Below are 23,511 nucleotides of genomic sequence, written 5' to 3'. Positions count from 1 at the left end.
ACTTGCTAATTTTCGTTATCGGCAGGACTTGATACCCTCACTGCAGAACATTCGCCGACGCGACTCTGCGCGGCGCAGATTTCAAATGATCCGACGATGGGAGAGACGACAATGGACGGAAACGATAGCGGCAAATGCCCGGTCATGCATGGCACGCCGGTGATGGCGGGCAACCGGGGCACCACCAACAAGGAATGGTGGCCGAACCAGTTGAACCTGAAGATCCTGCACCAGCATTCGGCCAAGCCCGACCCGCTGCGCGGCACCTTCAACTATGCCGAGGAATTCCAGAAGCTGAACCTGGACGCGGTAAAGGCCGATCTGACCGCGCTGATGACCGACAGCAAGGACTGGTGGCCGGCGGACTACGGTCACTACGGCCCGTTCTTCATCCGCATGGCGTGGCACAGCGCCGGCACCTATCGGACTGCCGACGGGCGCGGCGGCGGCTCGACGGGCAGCCAACGCTTTGCACCGCTCAATTCATGGCCCGACAACGTGCTTCTCGACCGGGCGCGGCGCCTGCTGTGGCCGATCAAGCAGAAATACGGCAACAGCCTGTCCTGGGCAGATCTGTTCATCCTGACCGGCAACGTGGCGCTGGAATCCATGGGGCTGAAAACCTTCGGTTTCGCCGGGGGCCGCGAGGATATCTGGGAGCCCGAAGAGGACATCTACTGGGGCAAGGAAACCGAATGGCTGGCGGACAAGCGCTATTCGGGCGAGCGCGAGTTGGAGAACCCGCTGGCGGCGGTGCAGATGGGGCTGATCTATGTGAACCCGGAAGGTCCGGACGGAAACCCCGACCCGCTGGCCTCAGCCGCCGACATTCGCGACACCTTTGCACGCATGGCGATGGATGACTGGGAAACCGTGGCGCTGACCGCAGGCGGGCACACCTTCGGCAAGGCCCATGGCGCGGGGGATGTCGCGCTGGTCGGTCCCGAGCCCGAGGCCGCCGAGATCGAACAGATGGGGCTGGGCTGGGCCAGCAGCCACAAGTCCGGCAAGGGTGTGGATGCCATCGGCAGCGGCATCGAAGGCCCGTGGACATCGAACCCCACCCAATGGGACATGGGTTATCTCGATGCGCTTCTGGGCTATGATTGGGAACTGACCAAAAGCCCCGCCGGCGCGCATATCTGGCAAGCGGTCGGCCTGTCGACAGACGATCACGCGCCGCAGGTCGATGGATCGGACCAGCCGGTAAAGCTGATGATGACCACCGCCGACATGGCCATGAAGATGGACCCGGAATATGGCAAGATCTCGCGTCACTATCAGGCCAACCCCGAGGAATTCGCCGATGCTTTCGCGCGGGCGTGGTTCAAGCTGACCCACCGCGACATGGGGCCGAAATCCCGCTATCTGGGCAAGGAGGTTCCGGCCGAAGACCTGATCTGGCAGGATCCGATCCCGCCGGTGGATCACGACCTGATCGATGCCGCCGATATTGCCGACCTGAAGGCAAAGGTTCTGGCCAGCGACCTGTCCAACGCGGCGCTGGTGTCGGCGGCCTGGGCCTCGGCCTCGACCTATCGCGATTCCGACAAGCGCGGCGGCGCGAACGGGGCCCGCATCCGTCTGGCGCCGCAAAAGGACTGGGCGGTCAACCAGCCCGACCAGCTTGCGCAGGTGCTGGCGGTTCTGGAAGGCATCCAGGCCGACTTCAATGGCGCGCAATCGGGCAACAAAAAGGTCTCTTTGGCTGATCTGATCGTGCTGGCGGGCGATGCGGCGGTCGAACGGGCGGCCAAGAACGCCGGCCATGATCTGTCCTTGCCCTTCACACCGGGGCGCACCGACGCCAGCGCCGAGGAGACTGACGTGGAGGCTTTCGAGGTGCTGGAACCGCAGGCCGATGGCTTCCGGAACTACGCCAAGGCCGAGTTCACCGTCTCGCTTGAAGAACTGCTGGTGGACCGGGCGCAACTGCTGGGCCTGACCGCACCGGAAATGACCGTGCTTGTGGGCGGGCTGCGGATGCTGGGGGCCAACCATGGCGGCAGCAGACACGGGGTGCTGACCGACAAGTCCGACGCGCTGACCAACGACTTCTTCGTCAACCTTGTGGACATGGACACCGAATGGGCCCCGGCCGAGGACGGCATCTATGAAGGCCGCGTCCGTGCCAGCGGCGATCTGAAATGGACCGGCACCCGTGTCGATCTGGTGTTCGGCTCGAACTCGCAACTGCGCGCTCTGGCCGAATTCTATGCCCAGGACGACTCCAAGGCGCGGTTCGTGGCGGACTTCGCCGCCGCCTGGACCAAGGTCATGGAGGCGGACCGCTTCGACGTGAAGTGATCGCGAACCGCAGGACAAAGGGCGTGCCGGGACACCGGCGCGCCCTTTTTCATGACTCAGGCGCGGCGGGCCGCCTTGCGAAAGCTTGCCTCGGCCAGATCCGCCGCCTTGTCCCAACCGAATGTGCCCGCCTGCGCCAGCGCCTTGTTGCGCAGATCCCCGGCCAGCGCAGTGTCGCACAGCAGCCGGATCGCGGCCTTGGCCAAAGCCTCGGGATGCTCCGGGTCGAAATAGAGCCCGCCGTCGCCCACCACTTCCGGCAGGCTGCCCCGGTCCGATGACAGGACCGGCGTGCCGCAGGACATGGCCTCCAGCGCGGGCAGGCCGAAGCCTTCCCAGAGCGACGGGAATACCAGCGCCTCGGCCCCAGACAGCAGGGTCGCCAATTCGTCGTCGTCGATCTCTCCGGTGAAGGTGATGGCGTCCGAGGCGCGCGCATCGGCGCTGGCCCCGGCCTTCAGCTCGTCGACATTGTCCCAGAACCGCGCGCCGGTGGTGCGTCCGACGATGGCCAGATGCGCCTCGGGCACGGCGGCGAGAATGTCGGGCATCGCCTCGATCAGGCGCAGCACGTTCTTGTGGCGGTTGAAGCCGCCCACATAGACCAGCAAGCGAGCGGTGTCAGCGATGCCGTGGCGCGCGCGCACCTGCGACAGCACCGCAGCATCGGTGACCGGACTGAAGACCTCGGACGCGCCTTCGGTGATGACATCGATGCGGTCGGCCCGGATGTTCAGGATGGATGACAGATCCTGCGCCGAGGCCTGTGAGATCGTCATCACCCGCGTGGCCTGTTTCTTGGCCAGCCAGCATTTCGCCTGCCACAGCCGGAAGTTCTTCTTCGACGGAAAGATCAGGTCCGGGAAGCGTTCGGGAATGGTGTCGTGGAAACAGATCACGCTGGGGGTGCGCGCCAGCAACGGGAAGTAGGAATAGACCGCCGGGTAGAAGAACACATCCGCCGTCAGCCCGCGCGCCGCCCGCGCCATGGTGGCCAGCGTGGCGGAATGGCGGGCCGAGGTGCCGGTTGCGGCTTCGGACATGGTTTGCCCGGCCCCGGCGATCACCACCACGACATTCTCGGGCACCGGGCGGGTTGGCGGCTGGTCGAACAGCAGGGTATAGCGCATCCCGCTGTCGCGCGCCGCCAGCGCGGCGATCAGATCCCGCGTGAAACGCCCGAAACCGCGTTCGTTTTCCCAGGGGCTGGCATCGACGGCAATCTGCATGGGCGGTCCCTTTGTCTGCGCTTTTTCAAGTCCTAGGCGGTTTCGGGCGGGCCTCAAAGTCCTGTTCGCAAACAAGGTCTATCGGGCGCAGGTCGCCGCGTGATTGCGCGGGCCGCAGGCAAGGGCGGGTTTACCCTGTGGCGCATTTGGTCGCTGTTCCCGCTGCGGAAGCTACCGCTGCGGCGCGCTTGCGGCTAAACAGGGCGCAACAGCGGTTTAACGGTATGAGGGTGCGCATGAGCGGGGACAAGCTGCGGGTCTTGCAGATGGGCACCCAGTTCGGGGTCGGGGGGATCACCCGCCACATTCTGGCACTGCGCGACTGGATGCGCGGGCAGGGGCACGAGGTGTTTCTGGCCGGCACGCCCGATGTCTGGGCCAGCCCCGAAACCGAACCGGCCTTTCTGGACCTGCCCACCCGCTATGTCGCGGGCGAGGGCGCAAACATGCCACATCGGTTGAGCAACCTTGGCCGCGCGTCGTGGCGGTTGCGGCAATGGCTGCGGCAGAACCCGGTGGACCTGATCCACGCCCATGAAAGCGCGCCGGCGCTGGTGGCCGATCTGGCGCGCATGGGCATGAACATTCCGCTGGCGGTGACCTATCACGGCTCCGAGCCCGAGCGCATCGCCGCCTTCGGGCGGATCGCGCGGCGCTGCGATCTGGTGATCACGCCCAGCCACCGCTCGGCCGAGGATCTGGCGACCATCGGCGGGGTGCCGCAAGACCGGCTGAAGGTCATCGGTCTGGGGGTTGCCCCCGCGCCCGACGATCCCGAGGCCGAGGTTGCGGCCCTGCGCGCCGAGCTGCTGGGGGACGGCACGCATCTGTTGGTGACCATCGCCCGGCTGATGTACCAGAAGGGCGTCGATATCCTGATCGACTGCGCGGTCGAGTTGAAAAAGACCAATCCCGGCTATCGCTTCGTGGTTGCGGGCGACGGGCCGGACGAGGCCGCCCTGCACGCCTTGGCTGCCGAAAAGGGCGTGACGGACGTTCTGACCTTCGTCGGGCGCACCAGCCGCCCGCATCTGTACCTGCGCGCTGCCGATATCTTCCTGCTGACCTCACGGTGGGAGGCGCTGCCCTTTACCATCGTGGAGTCCTTCCAGTGCGGCACCCCGGCCGTGGCCTCGGCCTGTTCGGGGGTGGTCGAACTGATCGACGACAGCACCGGCAAGGTGGTGCCCATCGCCGATGTCCCCGCCATCTGCGAAGGCGTGCGCGAGGTGCTGGAGGATCCCGCGCGGCTGGCCGCCATGGGCGCCACCGCGCTGGAACGGTCGCGCGAGGACCGCTTCCGCCCCGACTGGGTGCATGAGCAGTTCGAAAAGACCTATCGGGCGCTGTCCGGAAAAGGGGCCTGAGCCGGGCCCCTACATCTCGCGCACAAGGCGGATGACCGAGCCCGGCGCGTCATTGTCCGGATGCGGACCGACGCGCATGGCCGACCGGTTCTGCCACGGCGGATCTTCGAAACTGCCGCCCCGGAAGGTGACAAACTCGCACTCCTCGAACAGATGCGCGCTGCCGTCGGTTTTCACCGGGTCGTGCCAAGGGGCGAAGCAATCCTCGACCCATTCCCAGCCATTGCCGATCATGTCGTAAAGGCCAAAGCCATTGGGCGGAAACCGGCCCACCGGGCCGATGCTCAACCCGTCCGACGCGGGGCCGCAACCGGCGCAGGCCGCCATGTCGCTGCCGATGTCCATCCCCCAGGGGCGGGCAGTGACGGTGCCGGCGCGGGCGGCGTATTCCCATTCCGCATCCGTGGCCAACCGGTAGGTCTGCCCGGTCTTGGCCGACAGCCAGCGGGCGTAGGCCTGCGCATCGTACCACATGAAGCCGGTCGCGGGCAGGGTCTCGCGGTTCTCGGCCTGAAAGGTGAGGGCACGGGGCGGCTGGCCGCTGGCGGCTTCCCAGTCCGGGTCGGCCTGTGCCGCGTCCCATTCGGCAAAGGTGATCTCATGGCTGGAAAACGCCAGCGGTGCGGGGATCCGCACCAGACGGCGCGGCCCTTCGCGGTTGATGAAGGGCAGTTGCTTGCGCCACGGACGGCGCGAGACCACATGCACATAGCGGTCGCCTTCGATCAGGGGAGAGCCCATCAGGTAGTAGCCTGCCGGGATGGCGACCATTTCGGGGCAGAGATCGGGGCAATCGCGAAACACCGCGCCCGCCTCAACCGTGGCTCCGCCAGGCTGGTGCAAGGGCAGCAGTTGCGAGGTCACGAACAGGCCCAGGCGTTGCAGCCGGGACAGATCGACCGGGGGCGCCGCGCCTTCGGCAGCGGCCAGGGCAGCGGCGGCGTCCAGCTTGCGCAGGGCCGATTTCGCCGGGAAGTACAGCGCCACAAGCACCACGACACTCAGCAGCACCAGATAGAACACCCATCGAAAGACGGTCGCCACGAAGCGGAAGATCAGGCGCATGGGGGTCTCCTGTCAGGGTCGGCAAGGTCGTCGGCGATGCGCGCCCCGGCACGGGCGGACAGGGCCATGATGGTCAGGCCGGGGTTCTGGAACGGGTTGGTGGGGAAGGCCGCGCTGTCGGTGACAAAGACGTTGGGCGCGTCGTGCAACCGGTTGTCGGCATCGGTCACATGGCGCGCCGGGTCGGTGCCCATGCAGGCGCCGCCGGTTTCGTGGATCGACGATCCCGGCACCAGCGCGCCCTCGGGCGTGTAGACCAGCGGCCCGGCGAACTTGTAGGCGATCTTCGAGATCAGGCTTTCCTTGCCCAGCAGATCATCGGGCAAACCATAGGTGGCGCAGATGTCCTTCAGGGTCTTGTCCATGTCGCGCGCCATGGCGCGTTCGTTGTCGGAATGGGTCAGCGTGACCTTCGCGGCGGGAATGCCCCAGGCGTCGCGCTTTGACGGGTCGATTTCGACCCGGTTGTCGGCGCGCGGCAGCACCTCGCCGATGGCCATGAAGAACCAGCCCGGTTCCAGCCGCCCGACCGAGCCCAGCAGCGCATAGCCGCGCAGGAAGCCCGGATCGTCGCCGGGGTCGCGGTTGCGGAACGAGGGGATATAGATCCCCGATTGCTGGCCAAAGTCGTAGGGGTCATGGCCGCTGCCCATGCCTTCGATCTCGGGCAGAGTACCGGCGCGGAACATCATCAGGTGGTCCGAAAGGTAACGGCCAAGATTGCCCGAGGAATTGCCCAACCCCGCCGAATGCCGCCCGCCTTTCGAGTTCAGCAGCAACCGCACGCTTTCGATGGTCGAGGCCGCGACGGCGACAGTGCGGGCGGTCACCGTGGTCTCTTCGCGGGTGTCCGCATCGATATAGGTCACGCCGGTGGCCAAGCCGGTTTCGGGATCGGTCTCGATCCGTGACACCACCGCGCCGGAGCGCAATTCGAACCGCCCGGTCGCTTGCGCTGCGGCCAGCGGAGGCGGTGTGCGGTCGGGCATGTGATGAATGATGCGGCAGGTGGTGGCGGGGCGGTCGGGCCATTTTTCGGCCATCTCGGCCATCAGGTCGCGTTCCGCGCGGGTCAGCGGGTGCGGGCCGGAATAGTGGCCGTCTGGCAGGTTCGCGATCCCCGCTGCTTCGCCAGTGACGCCCAGAAACGCCTCGACGCGGGCATACCAGGGGTCCATCTCGGCGTGGGTCACGGGCCAGGTGTCGCCGAACCCGTCGCGGTCGGCGGCCTTGAATTCCTGATCCGACAGGCGCAGCGCATTGCGGCCCCACAGGTGCAGCCGTCCGCCCACCTGCCGCGAGCGATACCAGTTGAACCGCGCCTTCGCGCCGGTGGTATAGGGGTTTTCGCGATCGTTGACGAACAGATGCGCCGTGGTCGGGGTGAAGGACATGCAGCGCGCCTGCACATGCTGGCCGCGCAGGATCGAGCTTACGCGCGAGACGATGGACACGCGCGAGCCGCCTTCGTGATCGGGCTGGGGGAAATCGGCGGGCGACAGCTTGCGCCCGGCCTCCAGCATCAGCGTCTTCAGCCCGCGCTCGGCCGCTTCCTTGGCAACCCAGCCGCCGGCCGCGCCCGAGCCGATGACGACGATATCCCAATCCGGCGTGGTCATGGCCGCTTGGTGATCGTGCCCCAGGCCTCGCCCAGGGTCCAGAAGATGGTCAGGATCATGACGTAGGGCAGGGCGGTGAGATAGCGCAGCCCCTTGCCCTTGGACGCCTGCGTCAGCCCGTGGCGCACCCACAGCAACGGCGGGATCAGCGGGCTGGTCAGGATATAGCCCAGCCGCTTCCACGCCGGCAGATGCACGGCCCGGATGTGGCCGAACAGGCGGCCCCAATGGAACCGCTCTGGCAGCAGGTCGCCCAGCGTGGCGGGGGGGCGGACATGCTCGACGACCAGTTCGTTGGACAATAGCAGCTGATCGCCGCGATCTATCAGGAACCAGTGGACAACGGGTTCGCGAAACCGCTCTTGCCACAGGTGGCGGGTGTCTTCCAGAACCTTGCGGGAATAGGTGACATTCACATCCGACACCCATTCCGCCGGGCCGCTGTCGAAGGGCAGGCCATAGCGCCCGAAATCGGTGACATAGAAGGCCCAGTTCAGCAGGCTCACCGGTTCCTTGCAGTCGATGGCGCCGCCGATGACGCCATAGTCGGTCTTGGCATGCAGGCGGACCACGGTGCGCGCCCAGTCGGGTCGCGGATGGCCACGATCTTCCAAAATGGCGATGATGTCGCCGGTGGCGGCGGCCAGACCGGCGGCACGCCGGCGGTCGAACAATTCGTGCTGGCCCGCTTCGGTGGTGATCGGCCGGGCCGGGGTGATCTGGCCGAGGTCCAGGAACCGCACCTGCGGGAAGGCGTCCTGGTATTGCAGCACATCGGCGACCGAGGCGTCATAGGGCACGATCAGTTCCAGCGGCGGGGTATCCTCCATCCGCTCGCAGGCGGCCAGGAAATCGCGCAGGTAGGTGCCGCCGTCAACGATGGTTACCACGATGGAAAGCTTGGGATCGGTACTCATGAAACTGGGTCTCGCTTTGAAAAATGGACCGACGGGCGGGTGATTCCCTCAGGCCAGCCTAGCCCCTTGCGGGCCGCCGTGGAAAAGAGAACGCCCGCGTTACGGGAACATCGGCCCGAGGTTCTCCAGATGCACCTCTTGGCCGGTGCGGGAGCTTTCGGGCACCGCCGCCGCGATCTCGACCGCGCGCAGGGCAGCATGACCGTCGGCAATGGCCAGCCCGGTCTCGCCCCGTGTCAGGCGAATGAACTCGTCCATCTCCTGCTGGAACGAGGCCAGCGCCGTGGTTTTCCAGCTTTTCAGCTTTTCGCGCACCATGATCTCGGGAAAGCGGTTGCGGGTGCGGGTCACCGGCCCGCCGGGCTTGGCCATGGTCAGCAACAGGGTTTCCATCGGCGCATAGGCGCCGCGCACCATCCCGTGCGAGCCGTAGACCTCGACCAGCGACTTGTAGCCCTTCCAGTCGGTCCATGTGGCCTGGTAGATCGCATTCACCCCGGAGGGTGCCTTGAAGATCGCCATGGCATTGTCTTCCGAGCCGGGTTCCTTCCACACATTTTCCGTGGCGACGCCGTAGACCGAGGTAATCTCGCCCATCACGAAGCGCGCCATGTCGGTCATGTGGATGCCCACGTCCCACAGTGCGCCGCCGCCGGACACTTCGGCCTTGTATTCCCAGTCATAGGCAAATTTCGGCAGCCCCTCGTGGCCGCCATAGATGCGGATGTGATCGACCTCGCCGATCTTGCCGCTGTCGATGATGTCCTTCACATACGAAAAGGCCGGGTAAAAGCGCATGTTGAACCCCGCCCCCAGATGGCAACGCGCCGCTTTGGCCGCCGCCACGATGCGCCGGGCGGCCTCGACCGTATGGGCCAGCGGCTTTTCCGACAGCACGTTCAGGCCAAGGTCGAAGGCGCGCAGGCACAGCGGTTCGCGCACATGGGCCGGGGTCGAGATCACCACCGCATCCATCGGGGTCTCGAAAAAGCGGTCCAGATCGGTGAAGGCCGGGGCGCCATTGGCGAAGGCCTGCGCCTTTTCCTCGGTCATGTCCATGACCGCCACCAGTTCGGCATCCGGATGCGCCACGATGGTCTCCACCCGCATCTGGCCAATTTTGCCCGCAGATCCGATAACGCCGAATTTCATGAGGTTACACTCGCTCTGGCCAAAAACCGCTCCGGGGTCGCTTGACCCGGTACTCATCAGAAAAAACCTACAAAATCGGTAACACGTGGGGTTACAGTCGGGCTATCTGTCAGGCTGACGCATGGTTATGGCGCGCCTGAGGTGATCTAGTCGAGGAAGATCAACAGGTCAGGGACGCTAGGCATGGGCGAGCAAAACGGGTTGGCCGGAACGAAGGTGTTCATCAGCGGCGGCAACGGGTTCATTGGACGGCGGCTGGTAGCGGCCCTGGCGGCGGCAGGGGCCGAGGTGACGGCCCTGTCGCGCGGTGGCTCCGTGGCCGGGGCCGCCCAGACGATCACCGGCGGGCTGACCGATCGCGCCGCCCTGACGAAGGGGCTGGCCGGTCAGGCGGTGCTGTTCCACCTGGCCTATGACGTGCGCGCTTCAGCGGCTGACAACCTGGCCGGGTTCGAAACCCTGCTGGCGGCGGCGACCGAAGCGGGCGTCGGCCGCATCGTGCACACCAGCTCCATCGTCGTCTACGACGGCTGGCCCGACAGTGACCTGACCGAGGACAGCCCGATGGAGCGTCCCGGCGGCAGCCCCTACCGGCAGGCCAAGATCGGCATGGAACGCCAGTTGCTGGCGGGCAACCTGCCCGCCGCGATCCTGCAACCGACCATCGTCTGGGGGCCGGGATCGGCGCTGTGGACCGATGCGCTGGCTGAGGCATTGACCGGTGGCGACGTGGTGTTGCCCGAGCCGGAAGGCGTGCTGAACGGCGTTTTCGTGGACGATCTGGTTCAAGCCCTGCTGAAGGCCGCGCAGGTGCCCGATCTGACGCAGGAACGGTTCATTATTTCCGGCCTCGAGGGGCAGACATGGCGCGGGCTGATCGAGGGCTATGCCGCCGCGATTGGGCAGGGAAAGGTGCGGCTGGAACCCCATCACGCGCTGGCCGCGCAGTTGGGTCCGAAACCGCCCGAAGGCGAAGATGCCGGCCCCTCGGCGGCGGCGCGGGTCAGTGCCATTGCCCGCCGCCTGCTGGGGCGGGACCGGTTCGAGGCTTTGGTACGGCAGGCCAAGCGCCGCCTGTCCAAGGGTGGCGACTTTACCCCCGACCACCATCTGCTGGAAGTGTTCTCGGGCACCGGGCGCTGCGCCATCGACCGGGCGCAGGCGCGGCTGGATTATGCCCCGCAATACGGTCTGGCCGAGGGGCTGGCCGCCACCGCCCCCTATCTGAAGGATCGCCTGACCTGAGCGGGCAAAGGCGCGCCCGTAAGGGCGCACCCTCAGGATAACGCAAGTCTGACGGGAGGGAGACATGCGCAACAAGGTTGTCACCGCCGCCGATGCGGCCGCCTTGATCAAGGATGGCGATACCATCACCACCTCGGGCTTCGTCGGGATCGGCGTGCCGGACGAACTGCTCTGCGCGGTCGAGGACCGTTTTCTGGCCAGCGGATCGCCCCGCGACCTGACGCTGATCTTCGCGGCGGGCCAGGGCGACGGCAAGGACCGCGGGCTGAACCGTCTGGGCCACGAAGGGCTGCTGAAGCGCGTGGTTGGTGGCCACTGGGGGCTGATCCCCAAGGTGGCCGCGCTGGCGGTCGAGGGCAAGATCGAGGGCTGGAACCTGCCGCAGGGCTGCCTCAGCCAGTTGTTCCGCGACATCGCTGCTGGCAAGCCGGGGATGCTGTCGCGCGTCGGGCTGGAAACCTTCGTCGATCCGCGCCACGGCGGCGGCGCGATCAACGACATCAGTACCGAACCGCAGGTGGAACTGATGCAGATCGGCGGCGAGGACATGCTGTTCTACCCCGCGCAGAAGCTGACCGTCGCCCTGCTGCGCGGCACCACGGCCGACCAGATGGGCAACATCACCATGGAGCGCGAGGCGCTGGTGCTGGACAATCTCGCGCAGGCCATGGCGGTCAAGGCCGCGGGCGGCGTGGTGATCGTGCAGGTCGAACGCATTGCCCGCAACAAGTCGCTGCCCCCGCGCGAGGTGCAGATCCCCGGCATCCTTGTGGACGCCGTGGTTGTGGCCCGTCCCGAACACCACGTTCAAACCTATGGCACCGCCTTCAGCCAGGCCTTCACCAACCGCATCCGCCCGCCCGATGGCGAAATCCCGGCAATGGCTCTGGACGCCCGCAAGATCATCGCCCGGCGCTGTGCCTTCGAGCTGCCGATCAACGGGGTGGTGAACCTTGGGATCGGGATGCCCGAGGGCGTGGCCGCCGTGGCCGCCGAAGAGGGGCTTCTGGATCACCTGACCCTGACCGCCGAACCCGGCGTGATCGGCGGCCAGCCTGCCTCGGGGCTGGATTTCGGCGCGGCGGTGAACACCGATGCGGTGATCCCGCAGAACAGCCAGTTCGATTTCTACGATGGCGGCGGGCTGGACATGGCCTGTCTGGGGCTGGCGCAGGCCGACGGTCAGGGCAACGTCAACGTCTCGCGCTTTGGCCCGCGTCTGGCCGGGGCCGGGGGGTTCATCAACATCTCGCAAAACGCCCGCGCCCTGGTCTTTGCCGGTACCTTTACTGCCGCAGGGCTGGACGTGGCGATCGAGGATGGGGCGCTGCGCATTGCCCGGGAAGGCCGGTTTCCCAAATTCCTGCGCGCGGTGGAACAGGTCACATTTTCCGGCGCCCGCGCCGCGCGGCTGGGCCAGCCGGTGCTCTATGTGACCGAACGCTGCGTCTTCGAACTGACCACCGAAGGGCTGAAACTGGTCGAGATCGCGCCGGGTGTCGATCTGGAGGCCGATATTCTGGCCCATATGGAAACCGCGCCGCTGATCGACGAGATCCGGTCTATGGACCCGCGCATCTTCCGACCGGCGGCGATGGATCTGCGGGTCGATCTGCTGCATCTGGACCTGCCCATGCGTGTGGCGCTGGATGCAGAGACCGACCGGCTGTTCCTGAACTTCGAGAAAATGCGCATCCGCAGCGCCGATGATGTAGCCATGGTGCGCGCTGCCGTCGAACGCGTCTGCGCACCGCATCCGCGCAAGGTGGATGTGATCGTGAACTACGACGATTGCCGCATCGACGACGATCTGGTCAATCTCTGGGCCCGGATGGTCGATGACCTGCACCAGCAGTATTACACCAGCGTGTCGCGCTATGCCGGGTCCGCCTTCATGCGGATGAAGCTGAGCGAGGCCTTCCCCAAGGCGCGCCCGCACATCTATGAAACCCGCGAACAGGCCAGCCGCTATCTGGAGGACAAATCCCCAGGCTGAAGCCAGCCACCGGGCAGCACACCAGAATTTGCGGAAAATCCGAAGCCTGTTTTTCGCTTTTCAAAACCTTTCAAGTCCTTGTTATTAAATAAATAATACGACCTCATTCCTCTTGCGTGCAGGGGCCTGTGCGGCGTAGATTTTCCCGGTTCCCACCGGCGGGGGTGCCGCCCCCGTCCCACACCTGCCGGAGAGCCGCCATGGCGCGCCACTACCTCAAGAAGGCCACGCGAACCGCCGCCTCCGACGAAAGCGATGTCCGCGACACCGTCGCCCGCATTCTGGACGAGATCGAGGCCGGAGGCGACGCTGCGGCACTGGCCTATGCGCAAAAATTCGACGGCCCGACCGGCAGCATCCTGCTGACCGAGGCCGAGATCGCCGCAGCCACCGCCCAAGTACCAGCACAGTTGCAGGCCGATATCCGCTTTGCCCATGACAACGTGCGCCGATTTGCCGAACAGCAAAGGGCCACGCTGCGGGATGTGACCTATGAGGTGGTGCCGGGGGTGTTTGCGGGGCAGAAGACGATCCCGGTGAATGCCGCCGGCTGCTATATTCCCGGCGGGCGGTACTGCCATATCGCCAGCGCCATCATGACCGTGACCACCGCCAAGGTGGCGGGCTGTGCCCATATCACCGCCTGTTCGCCGCCGCGCGGCGGGCAGGGCGTGGCCCCGGCGGTGATCTTTGCCGCCAACCTTTGCGGCGCCGACCGGATATTGGCGATGGGCGGGGTGCAGGGGATCGCGGCCATGGCCTTTGGCCTGTTCGGCCTGCCGCGCGCCGACATTCTGGTGGGACCGGGCAATCAGTATGTGGCCGAGGCCAAGCGCAAGCTGTTCGGCCGGGTCGGCATCGACATGATCGCCGGGCCCACCGACAGCCTGGTGCTGGCCGATGCCAGCGCCGATCCGCATATCGTCGCCACCGATCTGGTGAGCCAGGCCGAGCATGGCTACAACTCTCCAGTCTGGCTGGTTACCGACAGCCGCGAACTGGCCGAACAGGTGATGGCCCGCGTGCCCGCCCTGATCGCCGATCTGCCCGAGCTGAACCGTACCAACGCCGAAGCCGCGTGGCGCGACTATGCCGAGGTGATCCTGTGTTCGGACCGCGAGGAAATGGCCGCCACCTCGGACAGCTATGCGCCCGAACATCTGACCGTGCAGGCGCAGGATCTGGATTGGTGGCTGGAGCGGCTGACCTGCTATGGCGCACTGTTTCTGGGCGAAGAGACCACCGTTTCCTTTGGCGACAAGGCCACCGGCACCAACCATGTGCTGCCAACCTCCGGAGCGGCCAATTACACCGGCGGCTTGTCGGTGCACAAATACATGAAGATCGTCACCTGGCAGCGCGCCACCCGCGAAGGCGCCCGCCCGGTGGCCGAGGCCACGGCGCGGATCTCCCGGCTGGAAGGCATGGAAGGCCATGCCCGTGCCGCCGATGTGCGGCTGGCCAAGTATTTCCCCGACGAAAGCTTCGACTTGCGGGCCCACCAGTGACCCCGTCTCATTCTTGCCAGCCACAGGAACCGCCATGCCGCCTGACCTGACCATCGACCAGAAGATTGCCGAGGATCTGATCGCCAACGACATTTCCTTCGTGACCACGGTGCCCTGCAAGCAACTGGCCGGGGTGATTGCCGAGATCGACCGCCGCCCCGAGATCCGCCATGTGCCCGCCAACAAGGAAGACGAGGGCATGGGCCTGTGCGCCGGGGCCTGGATGGGCGGCCAGCGTTCCGCGATCATCATGCAGAACACCGCCCTTGGCGTGACATTGAACACGCTGGCCACGCTGATCCAGTTCTACCGGATGCCGCTGCCCATGCTGATTTCCTATCGTGGCGAGTTGCGCGAACCGGTGGCCTGCCAGGTCGAGATGGCGCTGCACACCAAGGCGCTGCTGGCGCAGTTGCACATCCCGACCTATCACTTCCACACGCAGGCCGATGCGGCCGAGCTGGATACGATTCTGAAATACAGCTTCATGTGCAACAAGCCCGTGGCGGTGCTGACCGACGCGTCCTTCTGGGGAGGCTATGGCGACCAATGATCCGTTCCGAAATCCTGCGTGAGATCGCCCCCATCCTTCGCGATCACCTTGTCATCTGCAACATCGGCATTCCCAGTCAGGAACTGCACGCCATCGACGACCAACCCAGCAATTTCTACATGCTGGGCACCATGGGGCTGGCCTCTTCCATCGGTCTGGGGCTGGCGCTGGCGCAATCCAAGCCGGTGATCGTGATCGACGGCGACGGCTCGGTCCTGACCAACCTCGGCACCCTGCCGACCATCGCCAACAATCCCGCCGACAATTACATCCTGATGATCATCGACAACGGCTCTTACGGCTCCACCGGCGACCAGCCGACCTATACCAGCGGCAAGACTTCGCTGGCGGGCATGGCGCGGGCGGCGGGGTGTGAGCGCGTGGTGGAATGCAGCGGGGAGGAGACCGGCCCGGCGCTGCAAGAGGCGCTGGACAGCGGCCAGATGACGGTGATCGTGGTGCGCTGTGACAGCGGCAACGCCAGGATGCCGGTGATCACCATGGATCCGGTGGTGATCCGCGACCGTTTCATGGCAGTCGTGCGGGCCTAGGGCGGCGCCTCAAGCCTCGTCGATCAGCGCACCCAGCCGCGCGGCGGTGGCGTGCAGTTGAGGCACCAGATGCACCGCGTCCTTTAGCGCCAGCCGCTGTTCGGGGGCGTGGAAGGACAGCGTAGACAGCAACCGGCCCGACCCGTCAAGCACCGGCACCGCAAGCGACACCATCCCGTTCAGAAATTCGCCGTTGTCGATCCCGAAACCGCGATCCCGCGTGCGCCGCACCGCCTCGGCAAGCCTGTCGGGATCGGTAATGGTTCGCGGCGTCCGGTCGGCCAGTGCGGTGGTCGTGATATAGGTTTCCAGCGGCGTGTCGTCGAATGTGCTGAGAAACATCTTGCCGCTGGCCGTGCAATACAGTGGCATCCGCGCGCGCAGCGGCAGCTGGATGCGCAGGGCGTGGCGGGTTTCGGCCTGCTCCAGCCCGATCATCGCGTCGCGATCCGGCACCGCGAGCACGCAGGTTTCGTGGATCTCGGCGGCCAGCCGTTTCAGGATCGCCACCCGCGCGGTGCGCATCCTCAGCGACGACAGAACTCCGGCGGAAAGCTGCCGCAGCCTTGGGGCCGGGGCATAGCCGCGCCCGTTGAATTCACGCTGGATGAAGCCTTCGTCCTCAAGCGTGTTGAACAGCCGGTGAATGGTCGGCTTGGGCAGGCCCAACTGGCGATTGACTTCGGTCGGGGTGACCGGCACGCCGGCCTCGGCCATGGCTTCCAGCACCAGCAGCAGCCGCAGGTTGGTGGGGATCGTCCCGTCCTTGTCCGTCTCGTCCATCTGGGATGCCCCGCTTTCCCGCACCCCCGTGATCTAGCCCGAAGGCCACGCAGGCGTCGAGAGGGCAGGGCCGCGCGGCCCTTGTCATGTTTCGTTTTCCAGGGCCCGGCGCGCCCTGTAACCACCCCCAATGATGGCAGCGAGGTCGCGCGCCTGCACAGGCAGTTCTCGGTGGAGGCCCGCCGCGCCGCAATCGCCCGATCTTGGTGCAGCTGATCGCCTTTCTGGTGCAGTTCGAGCCGGCGAGGCTTCCCACGATCTCAGACGGCTGGCGCGACGGTCACCATACGGCCCGGTTCGGCGAGCTCGGCCAGCACGGCGCGGGACACGGTTCAGCCGGTCTTGAACCGGCAGCGGTTCGAAGCGGTCTGTGGCATGCTTGTGGCCGATGAATCCGCTCTCTACGAAGCCCTGCAAGCGGGCTCTCTGGCGGCATCCTAAGACACGGCAACGGGGTGATATCGCCGCAATGGAAGCCGGCGCCGCAATCGGCTTTATACATAAGTCAGATTACGGCGTGACTCCTTGACGACCACCGTCTGCAAAACTGGACGGCAGATTCGATTTGAAGCTGTCGCTATCCCGGCCTGCCCCGAAGGTCACAGCGGCAACGCTGTGGTGTTCTTCACCACCTCCAGAATGACCGAGCTTTGCATTTCCCGCACGCCGGGCAAGCTTACGAGGCGATCCTGCATCAGCGTCTGGTAGTGATCGATGTCCCGCACCACCAGCCGCATGTGGAAGTCGAATTCGCCCAGCAGCAGCACCGCAGACTGGATTTCGGGGATGGCGCGGATCTCGCGCTTGAAGGCCTCCAGCGCCTTGCGGTCGTGGCGTTTCAGTTTCACCCGCGTCACCACCACCGCGTTGAAGCCCAGCTTGCGGCGATCCAGTTCCACATGGCGGCGCAGGATCACCCCGGCCTCCTGCATCTGGTTGATGCGGCGGGAGCAAGGCGATTGCGAGATCCCGGCGATCTCGGCGATCTGGGTGACGGTCAGACTGCCGTCGCGCTGCATCGCCCGCAGGATTCTCAGATCGGTTTCGTCGAGATTGAGCATGATTCCCCCAATATTCCGTATTTTTTGGCTGAAGTATGCGCGCACCCTAGGGATCCCGGCCCAATCCAGCAAGAACACGTCGAAAAATCGGCTATCATGGAACCTGGGCGGCGATTCTCGTGGGAGGAGACATGGGATCCCGCACCCCGGCCGTCGTTCAGGGAGGACGCAACCATGACCGAAACCCCCAAGCTGACCTTCCCGCACCCCCCGGCACGCCCGGATCAAAGCCCCGATTTCTCGGCCATCGAGGTCCCGGAGGCCGGGATCCTGGACGTGCCGCCGCTGGATCTGACCGCCATCGACGCCCGGCCCTATGCCAACGGCATGGTGCGGGTGCTGAACGATGCGGGCAAGGCTGTGGGCCCCTGGGCTGATTACATCGCCGACATCGACGCCGAAGCGCTGTTGCAGGGTTTGCGCGACATGATGACCATGCGGGTGATCGACCAGCGGCTTCTGAACGCGCAGCGGCAGGGCAAAACCTCTTTCTACCTGCAATGCACCGGGGAAGAGGCCATCGGCTGCGGCTTCCAGCGCCAGCTTTCCAAGGGCGACATGAATTTCCCCACCTACCGCCAGCAAAGCCTGCTGATCGCGGCGGGCTACCCGCTGGAAGAGCTGATGGGGCAGGTCTATTCCAACCAGCTTGACCCGCTGGAGGGGCGGCAATTGCCGGTGCTGCATTCGTCGCGCGATTATGGCTATTTCAGCATCTCGGGCAACCTGGGCACCCAGTATATTCAGGCGGTGGGCTGGGCGATGGCCAATGCGCTGTCCGGCGATGGCACCATCGCGGCGGCCTGGATCGGCGACGGGGCGACCGCGTCGAACGATTTTCACTCGGCGCTGCTCTGTGCCTCGGTCTACCAGCCGCCGGTGATCTTGAACATCGTCAACAATCAGTGGGCGATTTCCACCTATACCGGTGTCGCCTCGGGCAAGGCGCGCACCTATGCCGCCCGCGCGCGAGGCTATGGGGTGCCGGCGCTGCGGGTCGATGGCAATGATTACTTGGCGGTGGCCGCGGTGTCGCGATGGGCGGTGGCCCGCACGCGGGCCGGTCACGGGCCAGTGGCCATCGAATGGTTCACCTACAGGGTGGCGGCGCATTCCACCTCGGACGATCCGTCGGCCTACCGGCCCAAGGACGAGGCGCTGGCCTGGCCGCTGGGCGATCCGATCACCCGCCTGAAGGATCACCTGGTGCTGACCGGCCAATGGTCCGAGGAACGTCACACACAGGCCGAGGCCCAGATCCGCGACGAGATCGTCACCTTGCAACGCAAGGTCGAGGCCGAGGGCACCTTCGTGAACCCCAAGCCCATCTCGCCCGCGACCATCTTCAAGGGGGTCTATGCCGAGATGCCCCCGCATCTGCGCCGCCAGCGGCAGGAAATGGGGTACTGACATGGCCCGGATGTCGATGATCGAGGCGCTGCGCGACGCCATGGACGTGATGCTGGACCGCGACCCCAAGGTTCTGATCTTTGGCGAGGACGTGGGCTATTTCGGCGGCGTGTTCCGCTGCACCGCCGGATTGCAGACGAAATACGGCGAAGAACGGGTGTTCGACACGCCGATCAACGAAAGCGCCATCGTCGGCATGGCGGTGGGCATGGCAGCACAAGGGATGCGCCCCTGCGTTGAAGTGCAATTCGCCGATTACGTCTTTCCCGCCTACGACCAGATCACCCAGGAAGCCGCGCGTATCCGCCATCGGTCGAACCAGATGTTCTCCTGCCCGCTGGTGGTGCGGATGCCCACCGGCGGCGGCATCTTCGGCGGCCAGACCCACAGCCAGAGCCCCGAGGCCCTGTTCACCCATGTGGCGGGTCTGAAGGTGGTGCTGCCCTCGACCCCCTATGACGCCAAGGGCCTGCTGATCGCCGCCATCGAGGATCCGGATCCGGTGATCTTCCTGGAACCCAAGCGCATCTACAACGGCCCGTTCTACGGCAACCACACCGGCAAATCGGTGACCTGGGCCAGCCATCCCGGCGGCGAGGTGCCCGAGGGGCATTATTCGATCCCCATCGGCAAGGCCGACATCCGCCGCGAGGGCACCGCCGTCACCGTGCTGGCCTATGGCACCATGGTCTATGTGGCCGAGGCGGCGGTGGAGCAGACCGGCATCGACGCCGAGATCATCGACCTGCGCAGCCTTCTGCCGCTGGACGTGGACACCATCTGCGCCTCGGTCCAGAAAACCGGGCGTTGCCTGGTCGTGCATGAAGCCACCCGCACCAGCGGGCTGGGCGCGGAACTGATCGCCGAGGTGCAGGAGGCCTGCTTCTGGCATCTGCACGCACCGATCTTGCGGGTGACCGGCTGGGACGCGCCCTATCCGCATGCCGCCGAATGGGATTATTTCCCAAGTCCCGCGCGGATCGCGCGTGCGCTGACCCAAGTGATGGAGGCTTGAATGAAGGTTCTCCCGGTAAAACTTCCTGATGTGGGCGAAGGCGTGACCGAGGCCGAGCTGGTCGAATGGCACGTCAAGGTTGGCGACATCGTGCGCGAGGATGACGTGATCGCGGCGGTGATGACCGACAAGGCGACGGTCGAGATCCCCTCGCTCTATTCCGGCAAGATCACCGAACTGGCGGGCGAGATCGGGCAGGTTCTGCCCATTGGCACCGATCTGGTAATGATCGAAACCGAGGCCGAGGAGGTCGAGGATCAGCCCCTGGCCCCCGCCCCAGCCGAAACACCGGCGGACAACGGCGCGAAAAAACCCGAGACCACGAAATCAGCCGAACCGAAATCCTCCGCGCAGGCCGACAAGACGGCGGAACCCGCCCAAAAAGCCCGCCCCCGCCCGGCAGTAAGTACAAGCGCCAACGCCCCACGCATCGAAGGTGCGTTGCCCATGGCGGCTCCGTCCGTCCGCGCACGGGCGCGGGATGGCGGCATCGACCTGCGGCAGGTACCCGGCACCGGACCGGCGGGGCGCATCACCCATCAGGATCTGGACGCGGTGTTCAGCCGTGCCGATCACCCGGCGGCCAGCCGCGGGCCCGGCCTGCCGCGCAGCCCCCGCATCGGCAGCGAGGAGATCCCGGTGGTCGGGATGCGCCGCAGGATCGCCGAGCGCATGGCGCTGGCCAACGCCCGCATCCCCCATATCACCGTGGTTGAAGAGGTGGATGTCACCGCCCTGGAAGACCTGCGCGCCAAACTGAACGACAGCCGGGGCGCGCGGCCCAAGCTGACCCTCCTGCCCTTCCTGGCCGCCGTATTGGCCCGCGCCCTGCCCGATCACCCCGAGATGAACGCCCATTACGATGACGAGGCCGGGGTCATTACCCGGCACGCGGGCGTCAATCTGGGCATGGCCACCATGACCGATGCCGGGCTGGTGGTGCCGGTCTTGCGCCATGTGGAGGCCCTGGGCCTGTACGACATCGCCACCGAGATCGCGCGGCTGTCCGAAGCGGCCCGCACCTCGAAAGCGCGGCGCGAGGAACTGAGCGGCTCGACCATCACCGTCACCTCGCTGGGGCCGCTGGGGGCCTTGGCCACAACGCCCATCATCAACCCGCCCGAAGTGGCCATTCTGGGCGTCAACAAGATCGCCATGCGACCCATGTGGGATGGAAGCCAATTCGTGCCCCGCAAGATGATGAACATCTCGGCCAGCTTCGACCACCGGGTCATCGACGGCTGGAACGCGGCGGTCTTCGTGCAGAAGATCAAGTCCCTGCTGGAAACCCCGGCCCTGATTTTCGTGGAGGTGTGAGGCATGAGACAGGACAGTTGCAAACTGCTGATCCTTGGCGCCGGTCCCGGCGGCTATGTCTGCGGTATCCGCGCGGGCCAGTTGGGCGTGGACACCATCGTTGTCGAGGCCGCCAAGCCCGGCGGCACCTGTCTGAACGTGGGCTGCATCCCCTCCAAGGCACTGATCCACGCGGCGGATGAATTCCACGCTGTCCGCAGCCTTGTGGGCGGCAATGCCCTTGGCATCTCGGCCAGTGCGCCCAGCATCGATCTTTCCCGCACCATGGCGTGGAAGGACGGGATCGTGCGCCGGTTGACCGGCGGTGTCTCAGGCCTGCTGAAAAAGGCCGGCACGCGCTATGTGCAGGGCTACGCCCGCGTACTGGACGGCAAATCGGTCGAGGTCACGACCCCCGAAGGCCCCCTGCGCATCGACGCCGAGAACATCGTCATCGCCACCGGCGCGCGGCCCTTCGAGCTGCCGTTCCTGCCCTTCGGCGGGCCGGTGATCTCGTCGACCGAGGCGCTGGCGCTGCCGGAACTTCCGAAACGGCTGTCGGTGGTCGGCGCGGGCTATATCGGATTGGAGATCGGCACGGCCATGGCCAAGCTGGGGGTGCGGGTCACCCTTGTGGAAGCCGCCAAGAGCATCCTGCCGCAATACGATGCCGAGTTGAGCAAACCGGTTCTGGCCCGGCTTCAGGCGCTGGACGTGGGTCTGCATCTGGATGCCAAGGCGCAAGGGCTGACCGAGGACGGCACCGCGCTGCGGGTGGAAACGCTGGGCGGGCCGCAGGAAATACCATCGGACAAGATCCTGGTGACCGTGGGCCGCGCGCCCGTGACCACCGGCTTCGGGCTGGAAGATCTGGGGTTGTCGATGACCGGGCCCTATATCGCCGTCGATCGCTTCTGCGCCACGTCGATGCGCGGGGTGTTTGCCATCGGCGATGTGACCGGAGAGCCGATGCTGGCCCATCGTGCCATGGCGCAAGGGGTGGTGGTGGCCGAGCATCTGGCCGGCCTGCCCACCCTCTGGGACAAGCGCGCCATCCCGGCGGTCTGCTTCACCGATCCCGAGATCGTCACCGTCGGCGCCCTGCCCGGTGCGCAGGAGGGGTTGGCCGTCACGACGTTCCCGCTGGCCGGCAACGGAAGGTCGATGACACTGGGCCGCAGCGATGGGTTCGTGCGCATTGTGCACGATCCCGACAGCGGGCTGATCGCGGGCATTCAGGCGGTGGGCGCGGGCATCGCGGAAATGGCGGGCGAATTCTCGCTGGCCATCGAGATGGGCGCGACCCTGACCGACATCGCCGCCACCATCCACGCCCATCCAACGCTGGGCGAAACCACGCAGGAGGCCGCACTGAAGGGCCTCGGTCAGGCGCTCCACATCTGAGGCAGGGCTCAGGCGGTTTGGCTGCGGTCCGAGGTGTCCGGGTCCGCCGGTACACCCGGTACCACCTCAACGGACAAGCCCATTGTTCGGGCAGTCTCGGCCAGCCCGTCGGCCGTCGGTGCGCCGGTCAGCCAGACAACGTGCTGGCCTTGCTGGGCTTCGGACAGGATCACGTCGGCGATGCGCGCCATGGGCCAGGCAACGGCACCGGGGCGCGGGCCGACGCAAACCCGCTCGGCATCGCGGCGGGCCAGTTCCAGCACCGCATCCAGCCCCGCATCATGGAAGATCACGTCGCATTCCTGCAGCTTGCGCACCGCGCGCAGGGTCATCAGGTCGGCGTCCCCACCGCTGGCCGCGACGACGGCAATACTGCCCAGCCCGGTGTCATCCGGCGCCTGTCCCCGTGCGATGGCCTCTTTCAACGCCTGCGCCGCCTCGCGTTCGTTGCCGATGGCGTGCAATTTGCGCGGCGGGCCGTCGAACACCCATCGCCAGAAGGCGCGTCGCCGGGTGCGATCGACCCCGCGCGCCACCGCCGGGCGCATGCGGCCCGCGAGGCTGGCCAGATGGCCAAGGCGCGGCTCCAGCATCTGCTCGATAGCGGTCTTGACCTGCCGGCCCAGCACCGGCGCGGTGCCTTCGGTGCCGATGGCCACGACCAGCGGGTCGCGATCCACGATTGACGGCGTGAAGGCGTCGCAAAGATCGGGCTGATCGACCACGTTGGCGGGCACCCGCGCGACGCGCACCAGATCGGCAAGCGCCGCATCCATGCCCGGACAGCCCGTCGCCACGAACGCCAGTGCGGCACCTTCGATCAGATCGGGGGTGATCGGCCCGTCATGGTGCCGGACCCGGCCTTCGCGCACCAGTTCGACCAGTTCGTCGTCCAGCTGCGGCGCGCAGAGCACCACCTCGGCCTCGGACTTCAGGATCAGGCGCGATTTCTGGGCCGCCTGTTCGCCGCCGCCCAGAACCATGACGCGGCGCCCGGCCACCTTCAGAAACATCGGAAAAGTCTTCATGGCGG

Annotated in this window: 19 protein-coding genes; 11 read left to right on the top strand and 8 right to left on the bottom strand. The window is 66.1% G+C overall.

Features of this window, described 5'->3' with window-relative positions:
* Positions 1–111: 111 nt before the first annotated feature.
* Positions 112–2,307, top strand: a complete 2,196-nt coding sequence (gene katG / locus AB0T83_RS09295; protein WP_366192759.1) for a catalase/peroxidase HPI — start codon at positions 112–114, stop codon at positions 2,305–2,307.
* A 56-nt stretch (positions 2,308–2,363) separates the two neighbouring features.
* Here the strand turns inward: katG and AB0T83_RS09290 are convergent, their stop codons facing one another.
* On the bottom strand, positions 2,364–3,536 hold the full coding sequence (locus AB0T83_RS09290; RefSeq protein ID WP_366192758.1) for a glycosyltransferase family 4 protein: 1,173 nt from the start codon (positions 3,534–3,536) through the stop codon (positions 2,364–2,366).
* Between the two features lie 236 nt (positions 3,537–3,772).
* On the opposite strand from AB0T83_RS09290, the gene AB0T83_RS09285 reads away from it, so the two are divergent.
* The gene (locus AB0T83_RS09285) at positions 3,773–4,903 is read left to right on the top strand and encodes a glycosyltransferase family 4 protein (RefSeq protein WP_366192757.1); all 1,131 of its coding nucleotides are present in this window, start codon (positions 3,773–3,775) and stop codon (positions 4,901–4,903) included.
* A gap of 9 nt (positions 4,904–4,912) precedes the next feature.
* Here AB0T83_RS09285 and AB0T83_RS09280 read toward each other — a convergent pair whose 3' ends face one another.
* The 4 genes from AB0T83_RS09280 to AB0T83_RS09265 form a co-directional block, all read right to left on the bottom strand.
* Positions 4,913–5,968, bottom strand: a complete 1,056-nt coding sequence (locus AB0T83_RS09280) for a formylglycine-generating enzyme family protein (protein ID WP_366192756.1) — start codon at positions 5,966–5,968, stop codon at positions 4,913–4,915.
* Positions 5,959–7,587, bottom strand: coding sequence for a GMC oxidoreductase (locus AB0T83_RS09275; RefSeq protein WP_366192755.1), 1,629 nt, complete (start codon positions 7,585–7,587; stop codon positions 5,959–5,961). The genes AB0T83_RS09280 and AB0T83_RS09275 overlap by 10 nt, the downstream gene beginning before the upstream one ends.
* Positions 7,584–8,504 carry a glycosyltransferase gene (locus AB0T83_RS09270; RefSeq protein ID WP_366192754.1) on the bottom strand — a complete coding sequence of 307 codons (921 nt, stop codon included), beginning with the start codon at positions 8,502–8,504 and terminating at the stop codon, positions 7,584–7,586. The genes AB0T83_RS09275 and AB0T83_RS09270 overlap by 4 nt, the downstream gene beginning before the upstream one ends.
* A gap of 99 nt (positions 8,505–8,603) precedes the next feature.
* Complete coding sequence (locus AB0T83_RS09265) at positions 8,604–9,656, bottom strand: Gfo/Idh/MocA family protein (RefSeq protein ID WP_366192753.1); 1,053 nt, start codon at positions 9,654–9,656, stop codon at positions 8,604–8,606.
* A gap of 183 nt (positions 9,657–9,839) precedes the next feature.
* Here AB0T83_RS09265 and AB0T83_RS09260 point away from each other — a divergent pair, with 183 nt between their 5' ends.
* The 5 genes from AB0T83_RS09260 (at position 9,840) to comE (ending at position 15,509) form a co-directional block, all read left to right on the top strand.
* On the top strand, positions 9,840–10,901 hold the full coding sequence (locus AB0T83_RS09260; protein WP_366192752.1) for an NAD-dependent epimerase/dehydratase family protein: 1,062 nt from the start codon (positions 9,840–9,842) through the stop codon (positions 10,899–10,901).
* Between the two features lie 64 nt (positions 10,902–10,965).
* Positions 10,966–12,897, top strand: coding sequence for an acyl CoA:acetate/3-ketoacid CoA transferase (locus AB0T83_RS09255; protein WP_366192751.1), 1,932 nt, complete (start codon positions 10,966–10,968; stop codon positions 12,895–12,897).
* Between the two features lie 200 nt (positions 12,898–13,097).
* Positions 13,098–14,405 (top strand): histidinol dehydrogenase, encoded by a 1,308-nt coding sequence (hisD, locus tag AB0T83_RS09250; RefSeq protein WP_366192750.1) that lies wholly within the window; start codon positions 13,098–13,100, stop codon positions 14,403–14,405.
* Between the two features lie 46 nt (positions 14,406–14,451).
* Positions 14,452–14,958: a sulfopyruvate decarboxylase subunit alpha gene (locus AB0T83_RS09245; RefSeq protein WP_366192795.1), complete on the top strand. Its 507-nt coding sequence runs from the start codon at positions 14,452–14,454 to the stop codon at positions 14,956–14,958.
* Complete coding sequence (gene comE / locus AB0T83_RS09240; RefSeq protein WP_366192749.1) at positions 14,955–15,509, top strand: sulfopyruvate decarboxylase subunit beta; 555 nt, start codon at positions 14,955–14,957, stop codon at positions 15,507–15,509. The genes AB0T83_RS09245 and comE overlap by 4 nt, the downstream gene beginning before the upstream one ends.
* Before the next feature lie 9 nt (positions 15,510–15,518).
* On the opposite strand, the gene AB0T83_RS09235 is transcribed toward comE, so the two are convergent.
* Both AB0T83_RS09235 and AB0T83_RS09230 read right to left on the bottom strand, forming a co-directional pair.
* The gene (locus tag AB0T83_RS09235) at positions 15,519–16,292 is read right to left on the bottom strand and encodes an IclR family transcriptional regulator (protein WP_366192748.1); all 774 of its coding nucleotides are present in this window, start codon (positions 16,290–16,292) and stop codon (positions 15,519–15,521) included.
* A 599-nt stretch (positions 16,293–16,891) separates the two neighbouring features.
* Positions 16,892–17,353 carry an Lrp/AsnC family transcriptional regulator gene (locus AB0T83_RS09230; protein WP_366192747.1) on the bottom strand — a complete coding sequence of 154 codons (462 nt, stop codon included), beginning with the start codon at positions 17,351–17,353 and terminating at the stop codon, positions 16,892–16,894.
* A gap of 174 nt (positions 17,354–17,527) precedes the next feature.
* On the opposite strand from AB0T83_RS09230, the gene AB0T83_RS09225 reads away from it, so the two are divergent.
* Genes AB0T83_RS09225 through lpdA form a run of 4 tightly spaced genes read left to right on the top strand, consistent with a single transcriptional unit; the run spans position 17,528 to position 22,478 of the window.
* On the top strand, positions 17,528–18,763 hold the full coding sequence (locus AB0T83_RS09225; protein ID WP_366192746.1) for a thiamine pyrophosphate-dependent dehydrogenase E1 component subunit alpha: 1,236 nt from the start codon (positions 17,528–17,530) through the stop codon (positions 18,761–18,763).
* Between the two features lies 1 nt (position 18,764).
* The gene (locus tag AB0T83_RS09220; RefSeq protein ID WP_366192745.1) at positions 18,765–19,778 is read left to right on the top strand and encodes an alpha-ketoacid dehydrogenase subunit beta; all 1,014 of its coding nucleotides are present in this window, start codon (positions 18,765–18,767) and stop codon (positions 19,776–19,778) included.
* A complete protein-coding gene (locus AB0T83_RS09215) occupies positions 19,779–21,095 on the top strand; it encodes a dihydrolipoamide acetyltransferase family protein (protein WP_366192744.1) in 1,317 nt (438 codons plus the stop codon). It begins immediately after the preceding gene.
* Between the two features lie 3 nt (positions 21,096–21,098).
* The gene (gene lpdA / locus AB0T83_RS09210) at positions 21,099–22,478 is read left to right on the top strand and encodes a dihydrolipoyl dehydrogenase (protein WP_366192743.1); all 1,380 of its coding nucleotides are present in this window, start codon (positions 21,099–21,101) and stop codon (positions 22,476–22,478) included.
* A gap of 8 nt (positions 22,479–22,486) precedes the next feature.
* Here the strand turns inward: lpdA and AB0T83_RS09205 are convergent, their stop codons facing one another.
* Complete coding sequence (locus AB0T83_RS09205; protein WP_366192742.1) at positions 22,487–23,506, bottom strand: NAD(P)-dependent oxidoreductase; 1,020 nt, start codon at positions 23,504–23,506, stop codon at positions 22,487–22,489.
* Positions 23,507–23,511: the final 5 nt, after the last annotated feature.

Source organism: Meridianimarinicoccus marinus (assembly GCF_040689105.1).
Lineage (GTDB): Bacteria > Pseudomonadota > Alphaproteobacteria > Rhodobacterales > Rhodobacteraceae > Meridianimarinicoccus > Meridianimarinicoccus marinus.
Note: the sequence above shows the minus strand (reverse complement) of the source record. Positions and strands in the feature narration are given on the sequence as shown.